The sequence below is a fragment of the Paenibacillus mucilaginosus 3016 genome (assembly GCF_000250655.1).
GTDB lineage: Bacteria > Bacillota > Bacilli > Paenibacillales > NBRC-103111 > Paenibacillus_G > Paenibacillus_G mucilaginosus.
The window spans coordinates 1153563-1168592 of sequence record NC_016935.1; the positions used below are offsets into that span (position 1 = coordinate 1153563).

Here is a 15030-nt window from a genome sequence, read left to right on the forward strand (position 1 = left end):
TGAGAAGCAATGTCACAGCTCGATGAGATCACGGCATGGCTGGATTCGCACAAGGGACAAACGCTGCAGATCGAGAAGAGGGAGCAGGAGGATCTCGATCTCACAAGCATCCGGCTCGAGCAGGTGAGCTTCCGGGACGGGATTCCGAACCGGGGCGACGAGTACATTCCGCGCAGGGAGCTTGTCCTGCATGGAAGCGGTACGATCCTGAACGGGGACGAGAACCCGCCGCTGCCGCAGGATCAGTATGAGATTCCGCTGCTCGGGCAATGGCACGGAACCCCCCAGGGCGAAGCGCTGCAGCTTGTTACCGAGCGGGCTACGTATCAGATCCGGGCCGAATAAGAGCGAAGCCATCCGAACCGACCGGCAGGGAGTGATCCCGCCGGTTTTTTTGATTCTTCCGAAAGGATGACTCGATCCTGTGCTGCGATGCCGCTTCCGCTTGGAGTCCAGCCAGAATGATCCACCTTATCCGGAGAGTGCTTTGGAGATAACTACATAAGATGTGCGGCGGGGAAGAGGTCTCTGAAAAAAAGGAATCCCCCATCTCCCTGTCCTGGAGAGAGGGGGATGAGGGCGAGGACATCGCTCGGGTTTCTCTCCGGCGGGAAGGGGTTATCGGACCACCGGCAGCCGGAATGTGGTGCTATGTACGCGTGAGGAAGGAACGATTCCGTGACGGACAGACCGGCCGGCCGCTGGCAGCAAGCCAGCCGGTCTGCAGCCGCCTTCACCCGATGTTACCGGGGGCGTGGCGGCGTCGGCTTTCTTAGATGAAAGCGCGGGTCACGATGACCAGAAGGATGAACAGTACGAGGATGACGCCAACGGTTGTGAAGCCGCCGTAGCCGTAGCCATGACCGTGGCCGTAACCTGCACCAACCCCTGTGTGCGCGTTGAGATGCGCGTTCGCGTGAAGCCCTGCGTCCAAACCAAATCCTGCGTCTACACCAAATCCTGCCATCGTGTAACCACTCCTTATTAGTTATTTCTGTATATCCTATGCGGCAGGAGTGGAGGTGCCCTGGGCCGGTGTCCTGAAGCGGCCTAACTTGGGTGGATGCCCCGGGTTACGAATCGATAAGGAAGTGGAAGTCAGGATGCCGGTACACGCACAGGAAGTTCGGGTCCCGGCTGAGGAAGGTGTCGATATCTTCGGGTGTGAAGAGCCCGTGATCGTTGGGCAGGGCCATGCCTGCACCGTAATAGTAGCTGATCCATACGAGCTTGGAGCAGTAGACCGAAGTCCACGGATCCTCCAGCGGCACCTGGGGGGAGAAGGAGAACGGGGGACGGACGATGCCGCTCCTGCGGTTGCGCTCACTTTGCTCGAAGTAGGAGTAAGCAAGGGAGGCCGCTTTCCTTCCGGTCTCAGGGTCTCGGGGGCGATATACCGCCGACGTGGGATGCGGCTCGAAGAAGTCCTTCTTGGGCACAACCCGGATATACGGATAATTCATGACGGCTTCCACCAGATGCTGCGGCCCGATGGCAATGGCGCTGTGGCCGAGGTAGCCCGTCGGGATCATCAGCTCGTTGTCGCACGCAGCGAGAATGTCTCCCGCCTGCAGCTCGATCTGCTCATAGCTCATGTTCGCTCACCTGCCTTGTAATGCCATTGTATTCGGGACGGCTGTCGATTAGATGCCTGCGCCGACGTGGAAATTTTGTAAAATTCCGTTTCCTGCTGTGTTACAATAATCTTGAAAGCGGGTATTAGACCCTGCATGGTACAAGGCAGAGGGGCGGGATGGAAGCCCGACTGCAGTTTTTTCAAAATATAAGAATTGAATAAACGCGCATCGTCCATAGAGGACGGCGAAGCCGTTTATCTTATTTCAGGACGGGTTCACACGAAGGGGCAGGTATGGCAACGATAAACGATGTAGCTGCAATGGCGGGTGTGTCCGTAACGACGGTATCCCGCGTGCTGAATAACCGGGGATATATCAGCGAAGCGACCCGGCGCAAGGTATACGGAGCGATGGAAACGCTCCATTACCAGCCGAACGAGATTGCGCGTTCGCTCCTCAAGAAGCAGTCCAACCTGATCGGACTCATAGTTCCGAACGTCTCGCATCCCTTCTTCGGCGAGCTGGCGAGTCACGTGGAATTCCATGCCCATCGCAGCGGCTTCAAGGTGCTGCTGTGCAACTCCCACCTTGATCCGGTCAAGGAGCGGGATTATATCGAGATGATGAAGCGCAACCGGGTGGACGGCATCATCATGGGCTCCCATACGCTGGAGGTAGAGGAATACCGCAACCTCCGGCATCCGATCGTGACGGTCGACCGGCTCATCGACGAGAGCATCCCGTATATCTCGGCGGACAACTACCGGGGCGGCGAGCTCGCGGCGCAGCATCTGGTGGACAGGGGCTGCCGCAAAATCGCGCATATCTGCGGCAACCTGGAGCTGCAGCTGCTGGCCAACCGGAGAACGGACGCGTTCCTGGAAACCGTACGGCGGCATGGAGTCCAGCATGTCGTCGTGCAGACGGACATGAACGTGTTCGACCAGAATCAATACGAGGAGAAGCTCGAAGCGGTGCTCAGGGAGCATCCCGACATCGACGGGGTGTTCGCCACCTCCGATATCATTGCGGCCTTCGCGGTCAAGATCTGCCGCAGGCTGGGTAAAGAAATACCGCAAGACGTGCGGATCGTCGGCTATGACGACGTCAATGCGGCCTCGTGGCTGCATCCTGCACTGACGACCATCCGGCAGCCGATCGGCGAGATCGGACGGCTGGCCGTGGAGCTGATTCTGAAGCAGATGGACGAGGAGCTGATCGTCCGCGAGCACATCCTGTCGGTTGAACTGGTGCAAAGGGAAACGACATAAGCTTTTTTTTCAAGCGCAAACCCTTGCTGCATAAGGGTTTGCGTTTTTTTTAGCCAATATGTCAAAGGTTTGATATGTCAAACGATTGACATATTGTCATGGCGCGAACTATAATACGTTTGAAAGCGGTACTCATCATGATCTGATACTTAACGAAACCATTCGTCGAACGGGGGAAGCAGCATGAAAAGTAGAAAGAGACTGAGCGCATGGATCTTATCTTTGGCATTGGTGACAACGGTTACAGCCTGCAGTTCATCCGCACCTGAGGGGGATTCGGCCGCTGCGGGCGGCACATCCAAGGAAGTGAAGATCACCTTACTGAACTCCAAAGGTGAAATCCAGCAGCAGCTCGAAGAAGCCGCCAAAGCGTTCAAGACGGATCATCCTGATATTGCGATGGAGATCATTCCGGTTCCTGCCGGACAGTCGCCGTTCGAGAAGGCATCCGCCCTCTACGCCTCGGGCAACCCTGCTACCATCACGATGCTGGACCCGTCCGACGTGATCAAATTCAAGGACCGCATCGCCGACCTCTCGGGGGAGAAGTGGAAGGCGGACGCCGTGGACAAGAGCCTGGACGGCTCCACCCTGGACGGCAAGGTGATGGCATTCCCGCTGGCCATCGAAGGGTTCGGGTTGATCTATAACAAGGCGGTGCTGGACAAGGCGGCCGGCGGCAGCTTCGACCCGTCTTCGGTCAAGACGAGGCAGGATCTGGAGAAGCTCATGGGCCAGGTCAAGGCCTCGGGTACAGCTCCGCTGGTCATCTCGCCGATGGACTGGTCTCTCGGCGCTCACTATCTGTCTCTTGCTTACTCGGCCCAATCGCCGGATACGGCCAAGGTGGCGGCATGGATTGAAGAACTCAAGGCAGGGAAGGGCGACCTGGCGAACAATAAGGTGTTCGGCGGCCTGATGGATACGTTTGATCTCATGATGAAGAACAACATCGACGAGGCATCCGCTTTATCAGGTACATACGAGCGGGGGCCGGAGCTACTCGGCAAGGGCGAAGTCGGCCTGTGGTTCATGGGCAACTGGGCGTGGCCGCAGATTCAGAGCTTTGATACGGCCGGCGGCCAATACGGCTTCCTGCCGGTTCCGCTGAGCGATAACCCGGAAGACTTCGGCAACTCGCAGATCGCGGCTGCAGTCTCCAAGCGGCTTGTGCTCGACAAGGAGAAGAGCACGCCGGAGCAGCTGGCTGCCGCCAAGACGTTCCTGAACTGGATGGTCTATGAGGAGAAAGGGCAGGATTTCCTGGTGAACAAGGCGAGCTTGATTCCGGCCTTCGGGAATATCAAGCTGGAGCCGCAGGATCCGCTGGCGAAGTCCATTAAGGATTACATTGCACGCGGGAAGACGCAGGAAGCGATGGGAACCCTGCCTGCAGACCACTGGGCGAAGAATGGGGCCGCCATGCAGAAGTATTTGTCCAAGACGGGGGACCGTGCCGAGCTCATCAAGGATATCGAGAGCTACTGGAAGTCCGTCAAGTAGGTCCGGGTAAGCGTCTGTGCCTTAAGTGAAGTGAGTGAACTCATCAAGACTGGCGGCAATGGATAAGACGCACAGCGTCTTATCCATTGCTTTTATCCGCGGACATCCGCATTGATCCGGAAAGGAAGGGAAGTCATGATAGCTGAGAAAGGGCGCCTCAACCGGATCCGTACCCGGCTCCTGTTCACCGGCCCCACGTTGTTTGCATTTACGACCGTTATGATTCTGCCGTTTGTGTTCGGGATCTATCTCACCTTTACGAACTGGGACGGCATCTCGACGGAGCTGACCTTCGTTGCCTTCGAGAATTACGTCTCGGTGTTTCAGGATACGGAATTCTGGAAATCATTTTACCTTACGCTGAAGTTCGTTGGAGCCACCGTGGTGGGTATCAACGTGGTGGCGTTCGGGCTGGCCTATCTGCTGACCAGCGGACTCAAGGGGCAGAGCGTCTTCCGTGCGGGCTTCTTCGTTCCGAATCTGATCGGCGGGATCGTACTCGGCTTTATCTGGCAGTTTATTTTCTCCAATGTGCTGGTCTATCTCGGGAAAACCTACGATATCGGACTGTTCCGGGCTTCGTGGCTCTCCACGCCGGACAAGGCGCTCTGGGCTCTCATCATCGTCACGGTCTGGCAGTATGCCGGGTATATGATGGTGATCTATGTGGCGGGGCTGATGAACGTGCCGAAGGACATTCTCGAGGCGGCATCCATCGACGGCGCCAGCGGCTGGACCCGTCTACGCCGCATGGTGCTGCCGATGATCGTCCCGTCGTTCATCGTCTGCATCTTCCTGTCGCTGCAGCGGGGCTTCCTGGTGTATGACGTGAATTTCGCCCTGACGAAGGGCGGGCCGTTCAAGAGCACCGAGATGGTCGCCATGCATGTCTACGAGAAAGCGTTCCGCTCTCACGATTACGGGGTAGGCCAGGCGGAAGCCTTCATCCTGTTCCTGCTCGTTACGGCTGTGACGCTGGTGCAGGTCTACTTCAGCAAGAAGATGGAGGTGGAAGCGTAATGAAAGCCGCAGGGGATAAAGCTTCCGTATCATGGGCCCCGCTCACGCTGCTGACCGCAGGCCTTTTCCTGTTTATCGTTCCGTTCATTCTGCTCTTCGTCAATTCGTTCAAGGCCAACAAGCACATCACGTCCAGCCCGCTGTCGCTGCCGACCGACTGGAATCTGTCCAATTATACCAGCGCTTTTGCCAAAATGAATTATATGGACGCGTTCGTAAACTCGGTGATCATCACGGCCTGCAGCGTGCTGCTCCTGGCGCTGTTCTCCTCCATGACGGCACACTACTTTGTCCGCCACCAGACCCGGTTCAATCAATACACGTTCTTCCTCATGCTCTCCTCGATGATCATTCCATTCCAGGCGCTGATGATTCCGCTTGTGAAGATCTACGGCTCCATCGGCATGCTCGACAGCAAATGGTCCTTGATCTACATGTACATCGGGTTCGGAAGCGCGATGGCGGTGTTCATCTACCACGGATTCGTGAAGGGCATTCCGGCCGAGCTGGAGGAAGCGGCGATGATGGACGGGTGCACCCGTACGCAGACGTTCTTCCGCATCGTCTTTCCGGTGCTCACGCCGACCACCACGACGATCGCCATTCTGAATGTCATCTGGATCTGGAACGACTTTCTGCTCCCGTCGCTGGTGCTCGTCGAACCGGAGGAGCGGACGCTGCCTTTGTCGACCTTTTACTTCTTCGGCACCTATACCGTGGACTACGGTCCGCTGATGGCGGGGCTGATGCTGACGATTCTGCCGGTCATCGTGGTTTATTTGTTCGCACAGCGGTACATTATTCAAGGGGTTATGCAGGGTTCCATCAAATAAAATGCAGGGGAGGGCTCTTTATCCAATACACAGCAGAGCAAGCCGAACACTATATTTCCGAACACAAGTCTGAAGTCCGGCAGGAGTACCGCCTGAATTATCATCTCATGGCCGAGCTCGGCTGGATGAACGACCCGAACGGATTCATCCAGTTCGGCGGAGCCTACCATCTGTTCTATCAGCATTACCCTTACGCCTCAGTCTGGGGACCGATGCACTGGGGCCACGCGGTCAGCCGGGACCTCATCTCGTGGGAGTACCTTCCGGTCTCCCTGGCGCCGGACCGGCCGTATGACAGCGGAGGCTGCTTCTCCGGCAGCGCGGTGGAGAAGGACGGCAGGCTGGTCCTGATGTACACGGGGCATGTCGTGACGGGGCCGGACAAAGACAACGATTATTACCAGACCCAGTGCCTTGCCGTCTCGGAGGACGGGGTGAATTTCATCAAGCCGGAGGCGAATCCGGTGATCGGGCTCTCCCAGATCCCGGAGGGCGTCTCCCGCAAGGACTTCCGCGACCCGAAGGTTTTCACCCGGGACGGGATGTATTATGCCGTGCTGGGCTCCAATGACGGGCAGGGCAGCGGCCTTGTGCTGCTCTACCGGTCCGCGGATCTGCAGACATGGGAGTTCGCGGGCATCCCTGCGAAGAGTGACGGGACGCTCGGTGACAATTGGGAATGTCCGGATTTCTTCCGTCTCGGCGGCAGGGACGTACTCCTCATGTCACCGCAGCGGGTGCCGGCGCAGGGAGAGGACTTCCGCAATCTGCATTCCACGACCTATATGATCGGCAGTCTGGACCCGGAGCAGGGACGCTTCGACTACAGCGGTTATCATCCGGCGGACTATGGCTTTGACTTCTATGCTCCCCAGACGACCGAAGACGCGCAGGGCCGCCGGATCCTGATCGGATGGATGGATATGTGGGAGAGCGCGATGCCTACCCAGGACGGCCACCACTGGGCGGGCGCCATGACGCTTCCTAGAGAGGTGCTGCTGCAGGAAGATCGGCTGGTGTTCCGTCCGGTTCAGGAGATTGAAGCTTACCGGACGAACCCGTATGAGCTCCAGGCAAAGGCCCTTCAGGGGGAATGGGAGCTGGAAACGGGCGGGGACAGCTACGAGCTGCAGGTGGTATTCGAAGCAGGAGCCGCATCCGCGTTCGGCCTGAAGCTGCGGACTCACGGCAGCGAAGAAACGGTCCTGACGTACCTGGCCGCGGAGCAGACGCTGGTGCTGAACAGGGACCGTTCGGGCAATGGACCGGGCGGGGAGCGCCGCACCCAGGTCAGCCTGGACGGCGGTGCGCTGACGCTCCGGATCTTCGTGGACCGCTCCTCCGTGGAAGTGTTCATCCAGGACGGCCATAAGGTCATGACCGCCCGGATCTACCCGGGAGCGAAGTCCACGGGGATCAAGCTGTTCTCCGAAGGCGAGTGCTTCGTGGCCGGCCTGCGGAAGTGGGATCTCGACGTGCCGGGGGCCGAGGCATCCGGAGAGTAAGAAAGAGAGAAGACAAATCCCCCATACGACGGAGCCTGTCTCCGTGGTATGGGGGATTTTGGCCTGGAAGGCTGCTTAGAAGGTGCGTGCGAGCTCGCGGGCGCGGGCCATCGCGTCTTCCTTGATTTGCTGCGCGCGGTCCTGGAACTGGTTGTGGCCTTCCACGAACAGACCGTCGAACGATGGGATGCCGAAGAACTGCATGATCACCCCGAGGTAGCGGTGGCCCATCTCCATCTGGGCTGCCGGCCCTTCGGAGTAGATGCCGCCGCGGGCCTGGATGTGCAGAGCTTTCTTGTCGGTGAGCAGGCCCACCGGTCCCTGCTCGGTATAACGGAACGTTTTGCCTGCCGTGCAGATCGAGTCAATGTAGGCTTTCATCACCGGTGGGAAGGAGAAGTTCCACATCGGCGTTACGAAGACATACTTGTCGGCGGCTACGAACTGGTCGGTGAGTTCGCCGAGACGGGCCACCTTCGCTTTCTCTTCCCCGGAGAGGGCGCCAAAGTCCTGCCCGGAGCGCAGCTTACCCCAGCCGCTGAATACATCTGCATCAATATGGGGGATATCCGCTTTGTAGAGATCCAGCGTCACCACTTCGTCTCCGCTGTGCGATTCCCGGTAGCTTTCGATGAAAGCCTGGCCTACCGCCATGGAGAAGGATGTCTGGTGATCGTGGGGATGAGCCGTAATATACAGGAGAGTTGCCATGAAATCCTTCCTTTGCTGTGAGGTTTTTGCGGCTTTGGAAGCACACCGTAACAGTATTCGCCTTGGGCGTCAGGCTTATTACAGCATTCCGCTGCCGTTAAGACCGGCGGGCCCAGTTACGCAAAGGTAAGCAGGTTACAAGCATTTCAGTTCTATTCAGGTCCGGGGGCTTGGTCTATACTAGGGGAGTCCGGTTGTCCGGGGAAATGTACATACAGGATTTCAAATAGATGGAGGATGGACCATGGGAAAAAGGTTGGCACTGCAGCATCACGGCATCGAAGCGAGCCGGCTCGTACTTGGCTGTATGGGGCTCGGCGGAGGCTGGGACCGGGAGCCGGTTACGCAAGCGCATGTGAAGCAGGCGCACGAAGCGGTGGAAGCCGCCCTTTCGGCGGGCATCAACATGTTCGACCATGCGGATATCTATACGCTGGGCAAGGCGGAGGAAGTGTTCGGCCGGGTGCTGAAGGAGCGACCGGGACTGAGGGAAGAGATCATCCTGCAGTCCAAATGCGGCATCCGCTTCGAGGAGGGGCCGGGCCGCCCGGGGCGCTACGATTTCTCGAAGGAGCATATCCTCTCCTCGGTGGACGGCATTCTGCAGCGGCTCGGCACGGAGTATCTGGATATTCTGCTGCTGCACCGCCCCGATCCGCTGATGGAGCCGGAGGAGGTGGCGGAAGCCTTCGCGCAGCTGAAGCGCTCGGGCAAGGTCAAGGGCTTCGGCGTCTCGAACATGAGCGGCGGGCAGATGCGCTTCCTGCAGTCGGCGCTGGACGAGCCTCTGCTCGTCAACCAGCTGGAGCTCAATCTGGCGAAGCTGGACTGGGTGGATGCCGGCGTGCATGTGAACCAGGCGGCGGGCACCGGGGTTTCGTTCCCGGACGGGACGCTGGAGTACTGCCGCAGCGAGAAGGTACAGGTGCAGGCGTGGGGCCCGCTGGCCCGCGGCCTGTTCACGGGACGCGACCTCGCGGGCGAGTCGGATGCGGTCCGTGCGACGGCCGCCCTGGTGGCGGAGCTGGCCGAAGCCCGCGGCGTGCCGCGCGAAGCGGTCGTGCTCGCCTGGCTGATGCGCCATCCGGCCGGCATCCAGCCGGTGCTCGGCACCGTGAAGCCGCAGCGGATCGCTGACTGCGCGGAAGCGCTGAAGGTGGAGCTGACGCGCGAAGAATGGTATTCGCTGTACGTGAGCTCCCGCGGGGAGCGGCTGCCTTAAGCGCAGCGCCGGACGGTGACATAGGAAAGGCCGGGTTCCGTAAGGAGGAACCCGGCCTTTTTTGGCGATGGCAGGAGACGGAGCGCTGGCGCTGGTTTGGGCGTGACACCACCGCGGCAGCCGCTTGGTTGGCGTGGCCTGCGGGGCATGTGCGCGTCCCCCTCGGGTTCGGGGTGCGACGCGGTCACGCCTCCCCGCCGGCCACGTTCACAAGATAGCGGCCCTGCACGCCGCCTTCGAGGACGCGCTCCAGCGCCGCGGGAAGCTCCTCGAGCCCGATCTCGGCGTGGACCATGCGCTCCAGCGCGGCAGGCTTCAGGTCCGAGGCCATCCGGAGCCAGAGGGCTTCGCGCAGCTCCCGCGGGCAGTAGACCGAGTCGATCCCCAGCAGGCTGACGCCCCGCAGGATGAAGGGGAACACCGAGGCGGTGAAGTCCGCGCCTCCGGTCATCCCGCTGACGGCCACGGAGCCGCCGTAGCGGATCTGCGAGAGCACGGCGGGCAGCTGCGCTCCGCCGACGGGATCGACGGCGGCGGCCCAGCGCTCGCCGCGCAGCGGCCGGCCGGCGGCGGCCAGCTCCGCGCGGTCGATGACCGCCGAGGCGCCGAGGGACGCCAGGTAGGCGTGGGCGGAGGCCTTGCCGGTGGAGGCGGTCACCTCATAGCCGAGGCCGGCCAGCATGGCGGCGGCATGGCCGCCTACGCCGCCGGTGGCGCCGGTGACGAGCACGCCGCCCGCCTCCGGGCGCAGCCCCGCCGCCTCCAGGCGGTGCACGGACAGGGCCGCGGTGAAGCCGGCCGTGCCGAGGATCATCGCCTCGCGCAGCGTCAGGCCTGCCGGCAGCGGGACGAGCCAGTCCCCGGGCAGCCGGGCTTCTTCGGCGAAGCCGCCGAAGCGGCCGGTGCCGAGCTCGTAGCCGGTGGCCAGGACAGCGTCGCCCTCGCGGAAGCGCGGATGGGAGGAGGCGGTGACCGTACCCGCCAGGTCGATCCCCGGGACCATCGGGTAGCTCCGGACTACCTTCCCTGATGGCGTGGATGCCAAGGCATCCTTGTAATTGATGCCGGAGTAGGCCACCTTCACCGTGACCTCACCCTCCGGCAGTGCTTCCCGGTCGATCTCCCGAAGTCCGGCCGTGAACGTGCCGTCCTCCGTCTTGCTGACCATCCATGCGCGCAGACGCGTCATCCTCTCCAACTCCCTCTGCAAGAATGAGTTACGTGTTTCTATGACCTGCTTGTATTGTACCACTTTTTGGGGTGGAGTGACTTTGAAAGGAGGGAGGGGAATGGAGAGGAAGATACGGTGGACGGTTCCGGCGAAGCCTGGCATATAGGTCATGGGAAACCGCTTGCCTCCAGGAGTGACGGTCACGTAACTTGTTACGATTCGTATCTGACCTGGGTCATGGTATACGGGAAAACCGGGACCATTCATCTAACGAAAATGGGTAAATAAGTAAATTAAGGACGTATTTCAGGATATATTCATAGAAAAACAGCATAATTCGACTTTTCTAAAGAAAATTTTAGTTGATGACGAACTGGGACTATAGTACGATTTGTATCATCCATATTACAGAGGTCTTGGATGAAAACAGGGCGCATTCATACCGAGATTTATGTTGTATATATGCGACGTTTGGACAGAGGACGAATACATACAAAGGGGTCGTACATGTTGAAACTGATCTTGTTTGGTGCGGTTGCGGTCATTGTTTTTGTAGTGGCAGTTTCCCTGGTTTCCATCTCCATGATGAAACGAAATAAAGACGACGGCTACGACTATGATATTTTCTCATGAGCCTGCAGATTATTATTGTTACCCTGCTGACTATGGCGATCCATGCTTCCGATACGGTCTCCTTCTCTGTGCGCCTGGCCGGAATTCGTGTCGGGAAGCTGGCCGTAGCGCTTTCCCTTAACAGTATCGTGGCTCTGGTGGCCCGGACCTCCAACCTCCTTCAGGCCCCGCTGACCGGCAATATGGTCGATAGTGCGAAGGCGGGCGGAGGAGAGACCCTGCTGGCCAGTCTGCAGACAATCCTGGTCGGGGCCACCTTGGGAACCCTGCTGGCCATCCTGCTCTCGCCCACCATTGTGTCGGGCGGCATGATGTTTCTCCGGCGTCTGGATACGGCCGGTTCCGTCTTCTCGGCCTTCAAGGGGTTCCTGCCGGAACTGCGGCAGGTCCCCTTCCGTATGCCGAGTCTGCGTATGCTTCGTTCCCTGGGTACCGGGGGGGTTCCGGTGAAGCTGCTGCTGCTCAATATGTTCATTACCGGAGCCTATACCGTGGGTGTTCTGTCTGCACAGTACGCTTCGTTCCTGGTTCCCGAGAACAGCACGATGGCCGCTTCCTCCGTGGGTTTGATCAACGGGATCGCCATTATTTTATTGACGGTATTTATCGACCCGAAGGTAGCTTTGCTGTCGGACAAGGTTAATAATGGGCAGTCCCCGGCCGCCGAGATTACCAAAGTGTTCGGATTGCTGATGATCTCCCGGCTGGCAGGGACGCTGCTTGCCCAGATCCTGCTTTTTCCGGCAGCTTACCTGATCACCACCTTCTGTTCCGTGATCTCGAGCCTGCTGTAACGACGGGACTTGGATGTCACTCCTCCACCTCCGCCGCACGAACCAAAAAACCTCCGTCCCGGGATGATCCCAGGATGGAGGTTTTATTATGCAGGCCGTACGGAAGCCAAGCCTCCTGGAGCATGCAGGATTACTCCGCGCTCAGCGCTTTCTTCAGACGGGTCGTGTTCATGCCGAGAATCTTGTGCTCGCCGATCACCGTGACAGGGACGGATTGGAAGCCCATGCCGGTCAGCTCGTCGAAGTACTGGTCGTTGTGGGCGATGTTCCGCTCTTCGAAATCCACGCCCTGCTCTTTCAGGAAGCCTTTGACCTGTTCGCAGAACGGGCAGTTTACGTTGGAATATACAATTACCGGGGTAGACATGGGAAAGATCGCTCCTTTTGCCATAAGTAAGGTTATTCAATATGCCTGATTATATCACGACGATTATAATAATCAATACTATTTTATAATCATTATAAATAACTCGACGATCTTGGGCCGCCGAGCTTCCCTCTTTAACTTGCTTGGGTGACGGCTTCCGGGGGATCGGCAGGGGACGCAGCAGATTAGCTTTCCAAGGCAAGCCTGCCTAACCTTCCTTACTTCTCCTGATCCAGCTGCGGAGCTTCCAGCAGGGCTTTGGCCAGCTGAGTACGATTCTTGGCGCCGTACTTCTGCAGCATGGCATTCACATGCTTCTTCACGGTCGCTTCGCTGATGAAGAGTCCGGCCGCGATCTCGGGGTTGGTGCGGCCCTGAATGAGCTGCTCGGCGACTTCCCGCTCACGTGACGTGAGCAGAGAGTGGGCCGGGCCGGGCTGGACGGCTGCGCCAGCCGGCGTATTCCGCGGGGTGAGATCCGTGCTCTCCATCATCCGGTGGAGGAAGCCCAGCTGCTTCTCCCGCCGGGTATCCAGCAGGTACGTATAAGAGGGGGTTACCCCGTCATGGTCCGTATGCACAACCCCCTCCGCCTGCCGGAAGCCGAGCGCTTCGACGGCCTGGATGAAGTAGGGGAGCGGCGGGGGCGAAGTGATGAGCAGCTGCCCGCCGAGGATCCACTCGAACTGCAGCCGGATCGAATCCGACCGGAGCTCCTCCGATTCGAGATTCTCGACATCCGTGGTGAAGAGGAAGGCGCCCGCCTTTTTCTCGGGCGGCACGTCGTAGGCCTGGAGCTGCTGGGGGGTCAGGGAGCGAAAATAAGCCCTGGAAAGCGGAGCCTCCAGCAGGAACGGCAGCGTGCCGGAGTGGATCGGCAGCAGCGCGGACAGCCCTGCGGTCTCCCCGCCGGGCCGGCGCAGCAGCTTCACGGCCCCCGGATCGAGCCTTACCAGCTCCTCCAGGCGAAGCCCCGCCAGCCGGTACAGCGTCTCCTCCGCCGAGAAGGAGAAGCGGTAGACGGACTCCAGTCCGGGGGTGGAGCAGCGCACGTTCCACCCCCGGGCCTGTTCCCTGCGCCGGCGGATGTAGTCTTCGGCCTCCGCGAGATTGTGGAGCCCCACGCTCTCGTAGTAGTTGAAGGTCGTTCGAGAATGGCGGTAGTGCGCGCGCAGCACCGGAGGACCGGCCGCCCGCAGCAGCTCGGCGATGTCCCAGGAGGCGTCCTGTCCGCGTTCCAGCGCTCGGCGTGCCGAGGCGTAGAAGGCGGCGGCCGTCCGCCGCCGGTACTCCTCGTAAGCCGCAGGCATCCGCGTCTGGAGCACGCGCGAGGCCGTCTCCCGGACCAGGCCGTGCAGCTGCCAGCCCTCCGCCGTTTCCTCGACGAACGAGAGGCGGATGAGCCTCTCGAAGAGCGGGGAGGGGACGGGCTCGCCCAGCAGGCCGGAGAGAAGCTCCTGGTGGAAGGACCGGGGAACGGAGGCGGCGAGAACCAGCTCGCGCAGCTCCACTCCGGGCGCCTCCCTCAGCCAGTCGGTCAGGAGCGATTCGAAGTCTCCGGCCGGAATATCCCCGGCCGAGGGGCTCTTCCGGGCCTCCCGGGTGAGGGGAGTGAAGAGCGACAGCGAGAGCGGATGGCCGAGCGTCCGCAGCCAGAGCCTGTCGATGTCCGCTTCGTCCGTCATCCCATGCAGCTGCGCGTAAGCCCGGCATTCCTCATAGCCCAGCTCCCGGAGCGGAATCGGAAGCACGAGCCGGCGCCAGCCCGGGAGCCGCTTCCACGGCCCTTCGAGCGGGAACCGTCCGGAGGTCACGATCAGCACGTTCGCGTGCAGCGCGGGCAGGAAGCTCTCCCGGAACCAGCTGTCGAGGCTTCCCGCCTCTTCGTAATGGTCGAAGGCCAACACAAGCGGAGCGTCTGCCGCCAATCGGTTCAAGGCCCTGACGCAGTGCTCCTGCTCAGGAAGGCCAGGGGCCGCCCCGCCTTCCCCCAGCAGCAGAAGCAGCCGGGCGCAGATGCGCTCGGGCGTATTGGTGTAGTCCCGCAGATCGGTGAGGAGGAAGGGGATGCCTTTCTCCTCCGCCGTCCGCCGGCAACGGGAGAGCAGGAAGGTTTTGCCCATCCCGCCGGTTCCGTAGATATGCAGAATGCGCTCGGTGTACATGGACAGGCTCTGCAGATACTGCCCGAAGAGCTGCAGTTCAAACGAGCGCCCCACAAAGGAAGCCTCGTTCCAGGCCAGCAGCTGATCCGCCAGGCTGGCCCCGGGCAACCCGCTGCGGTAAGTGATCCGTTCCAACGTCATCCGTCCCTTCCTCCCCCAAATGTAACCCAAAGTATACTACCAAAGTCATCCAATGGGTAGTGTTTCCCGGACAGGCCGCCATGCTAGGGTTAAAAGGGAGATGCGAACCAGAGGAGG

15 protein-coding genes are annotated in these 15030 nt (G+C 60.0%); 9 read left to right on the forward strand and 6 right to left on the reverse strand.

The window, feature by feature from the left end:
- Window positions 1-9: 9 nt before the first annotated feature.
- Complete coding sequence (ymzB, locus tag PM3016_RS05215; protein ID WP_013917292.1) at window positions 10-345, forward strand: protein YmzB; 336 nt, start codon at window positions 10-12, stop codon at window positions 343-345.
- Window positions 346-772: 427 nt separating this feature from the next.
- On the opposite strand, the gene PM3016_RS05220 is transcribed toward ymzB, so the two are convergent.
- Window positions 773-967, reverse strand: a complete 195-nt coding sequence (locus PM3016_RS05220; RefSeq protein WP_013917294.1) for a DUF3309 family protein — start codon at window positions 965-967, stop codon at window positions 773-775.
- Window positions 968-1073: 106 nt separating this feature from the next.
- Window positions 1074-1595 (reverse strand): C40 family peptidase, encoded by a 522-nt coding sequence (locus tag PM3016_RS05225; protein ID WP_013917295.1) that lies wholly within the window; start codon window positions 1593-1595, stop codon window positions 1074-1076.
- Window positions 1596-1870: 275 nt separating this feature from the next.
- On the opposite strand from PM3016_RS05225, the gene PM3016_RS05230 reads away from it, so the two are divergent.
- From PM3016_RS05230 to PM3016_RS05250, 5 genes are all read left to right on the forward strand, one after another.
- Complete coding sequence (locus tag PM3016_RS05230; RefSeq protein ID WP_014368661.1) at window positions 1871-2848, forward strand: LacI family DNA-binding transcriptional regulator; 978 nt, start codon at window positions 1871-1873, stop codon at window positions 2846-2848.
- A gap of 183 nt (window positions 2849-3031) precedes the next feature.
- Window positions 3032-4351, forward strand: coding sequence for an ABC transporter substrate-binding protein (locus PM3016_RS05235; protein ID WP_014368662.1), 1320 nt, complete (start codon window positions 3032-3034; stop codon window positions 4349-4351).
- A gap of 135 nt (window positions 4352-4486) precedes the next feature.
- Window positions 4487-5371, forward strand: a complete 885-nt coding sequence (locus PM3016_RS05240; protein ID WP_013917299.1) for a carbohydrate ABC transporter permease — start codon at window positions 4487-4489, stop codon at window positions 5369-5371.
- A complete protein-coding gene (locus PM3016_RS05245) occupies window positions 5371-6204 on the forward strand; it encodes a carbohydrate ABC transporter permease (RefSeq protein ID WP_014368663.1) in 834 nt (277 codons plus the stop codon). Before PM3016_RS05240 ends, PM3016_RS05245 begins: the two co-directional genes overlap by 1 nt.
- Window positions 6205-6224: 20 nt before the next feature.
- Window positions 6225-7709: a glycoside hydrolase family 32 protein gene (locus PM3016_RS05250; protein ID WP_081484358.1), complete on the forward strand. Its 1485-nt coding sequence runs from the start codon at window positions 6225-6227 to the stop codon at window positions 7707-7709.
- A 75-nt stretch (window positions 7710-7784) separates the two neighbouring features.
- Here the strand turns inward: PM3016_RS05250 and PM3016_RS05255 are convergent, their stop codons facing one another.
- Window positions 7785-8420 (reverse strand): FMN-dependent NADH-azoreductase, encoded by a 636-nt coding sequence (locus tag PM3016_RS05255; protein ID WP_013917302.1) that lies wholly within the window; start codon window positions 8418-8420, stop codon window positions 7785-7787.
- Between the two features lie 244 nt (window positions 8421-8664).
- Here PM3016_RS05255 and PM3016_RS05260 point away from each other — a divergent pair, with 244 nt between their 5' ends.
- Window positions 8665-9642, forward strand: a complete 978-nt coding sequence (locus PM3016_RS05260) for an aldo/keto reductase (protein ID WP_014368665.1) — start codon at window positions 8665-8667, stop codon at window positions 9640-9642.
- 184 nt (window positions 9643-9826) lie between these two features.
- Here the strand turns inward: PM3016_RS05260 and PM3016_RS05265 are convergent, their stop codons facing one another.
- Complete coding sequence (locus tag PM3016_RS05265) at window positions 9827-10831, reverse strand: oxidoreductase (RefSeq protein ID WP_041619034.1); 1005 nt, start codon at window positions 10829-10831, stop codon at window positions 9827-9829.
- 489 nt (window positions 10832-11320) lie between these two features.
- Here PM3016_RS05265 and PM3016_RS40685 point away from each other — a divergent pair, with 489 nt between their 5' ends.
- Both PM3016_RS40685 and PM3016_RS05270 read left to right on the forward strand, forming a co-directional pair.
- Entirely contained in the window at window positions 11321-11446 is a 126-nt protein-coding gene (locus tag PM3016_RS40685; protein WP_013917306.1) for a hypothetical protein, read from the forward strand.
- Entirely contained in the window at window positions 11443-12240 is a 798-nt protein-coding gene (locus PM3016_RS05270; RefSeq protein WP_013917307.1) for a lipid II flippase Amj family protein, read from the forward strand. The genes PM3016_RS40685 and PM3016_RS05270 overlap by 4 nt, the downstream gene beginning before the upstream one ends.
- A 130-nt stretch (window positions 12241-12370) precedes the next feature.
- On the opposite strand, the gene PM3016_RS05275 is transcribed toward PM3016_RS05270, so the two are convergent.
- Together PM3016_RS05275 and PM3016_RS05280 are read right to left on the reverse strand one after the other, a co-directional pair.
- On the reverse strand, window positions 12371-12607 hold the full coding sequence (locus tag PM3016_RS05275; protein ID WP_013917308.1) for a glutaredoxin family protein: 237 nt from the start codon (window positions 12605-12607) through the stop codon (window positions 12371-12373).
- A gap of 218 nt (window positions 12608-12825) precedes the next feature.
- Entirely contained in the window at window positions 12826-14913 is a 2088-nt protein-coding gene (locus PM3016_RS05280) for a LuxR family transcriptional regulator (RefSeq protein ID WP_014368669.1), read from the reverse strand.
- Window positions 14914-15030 lie beyond the last annotated feature (117 nt).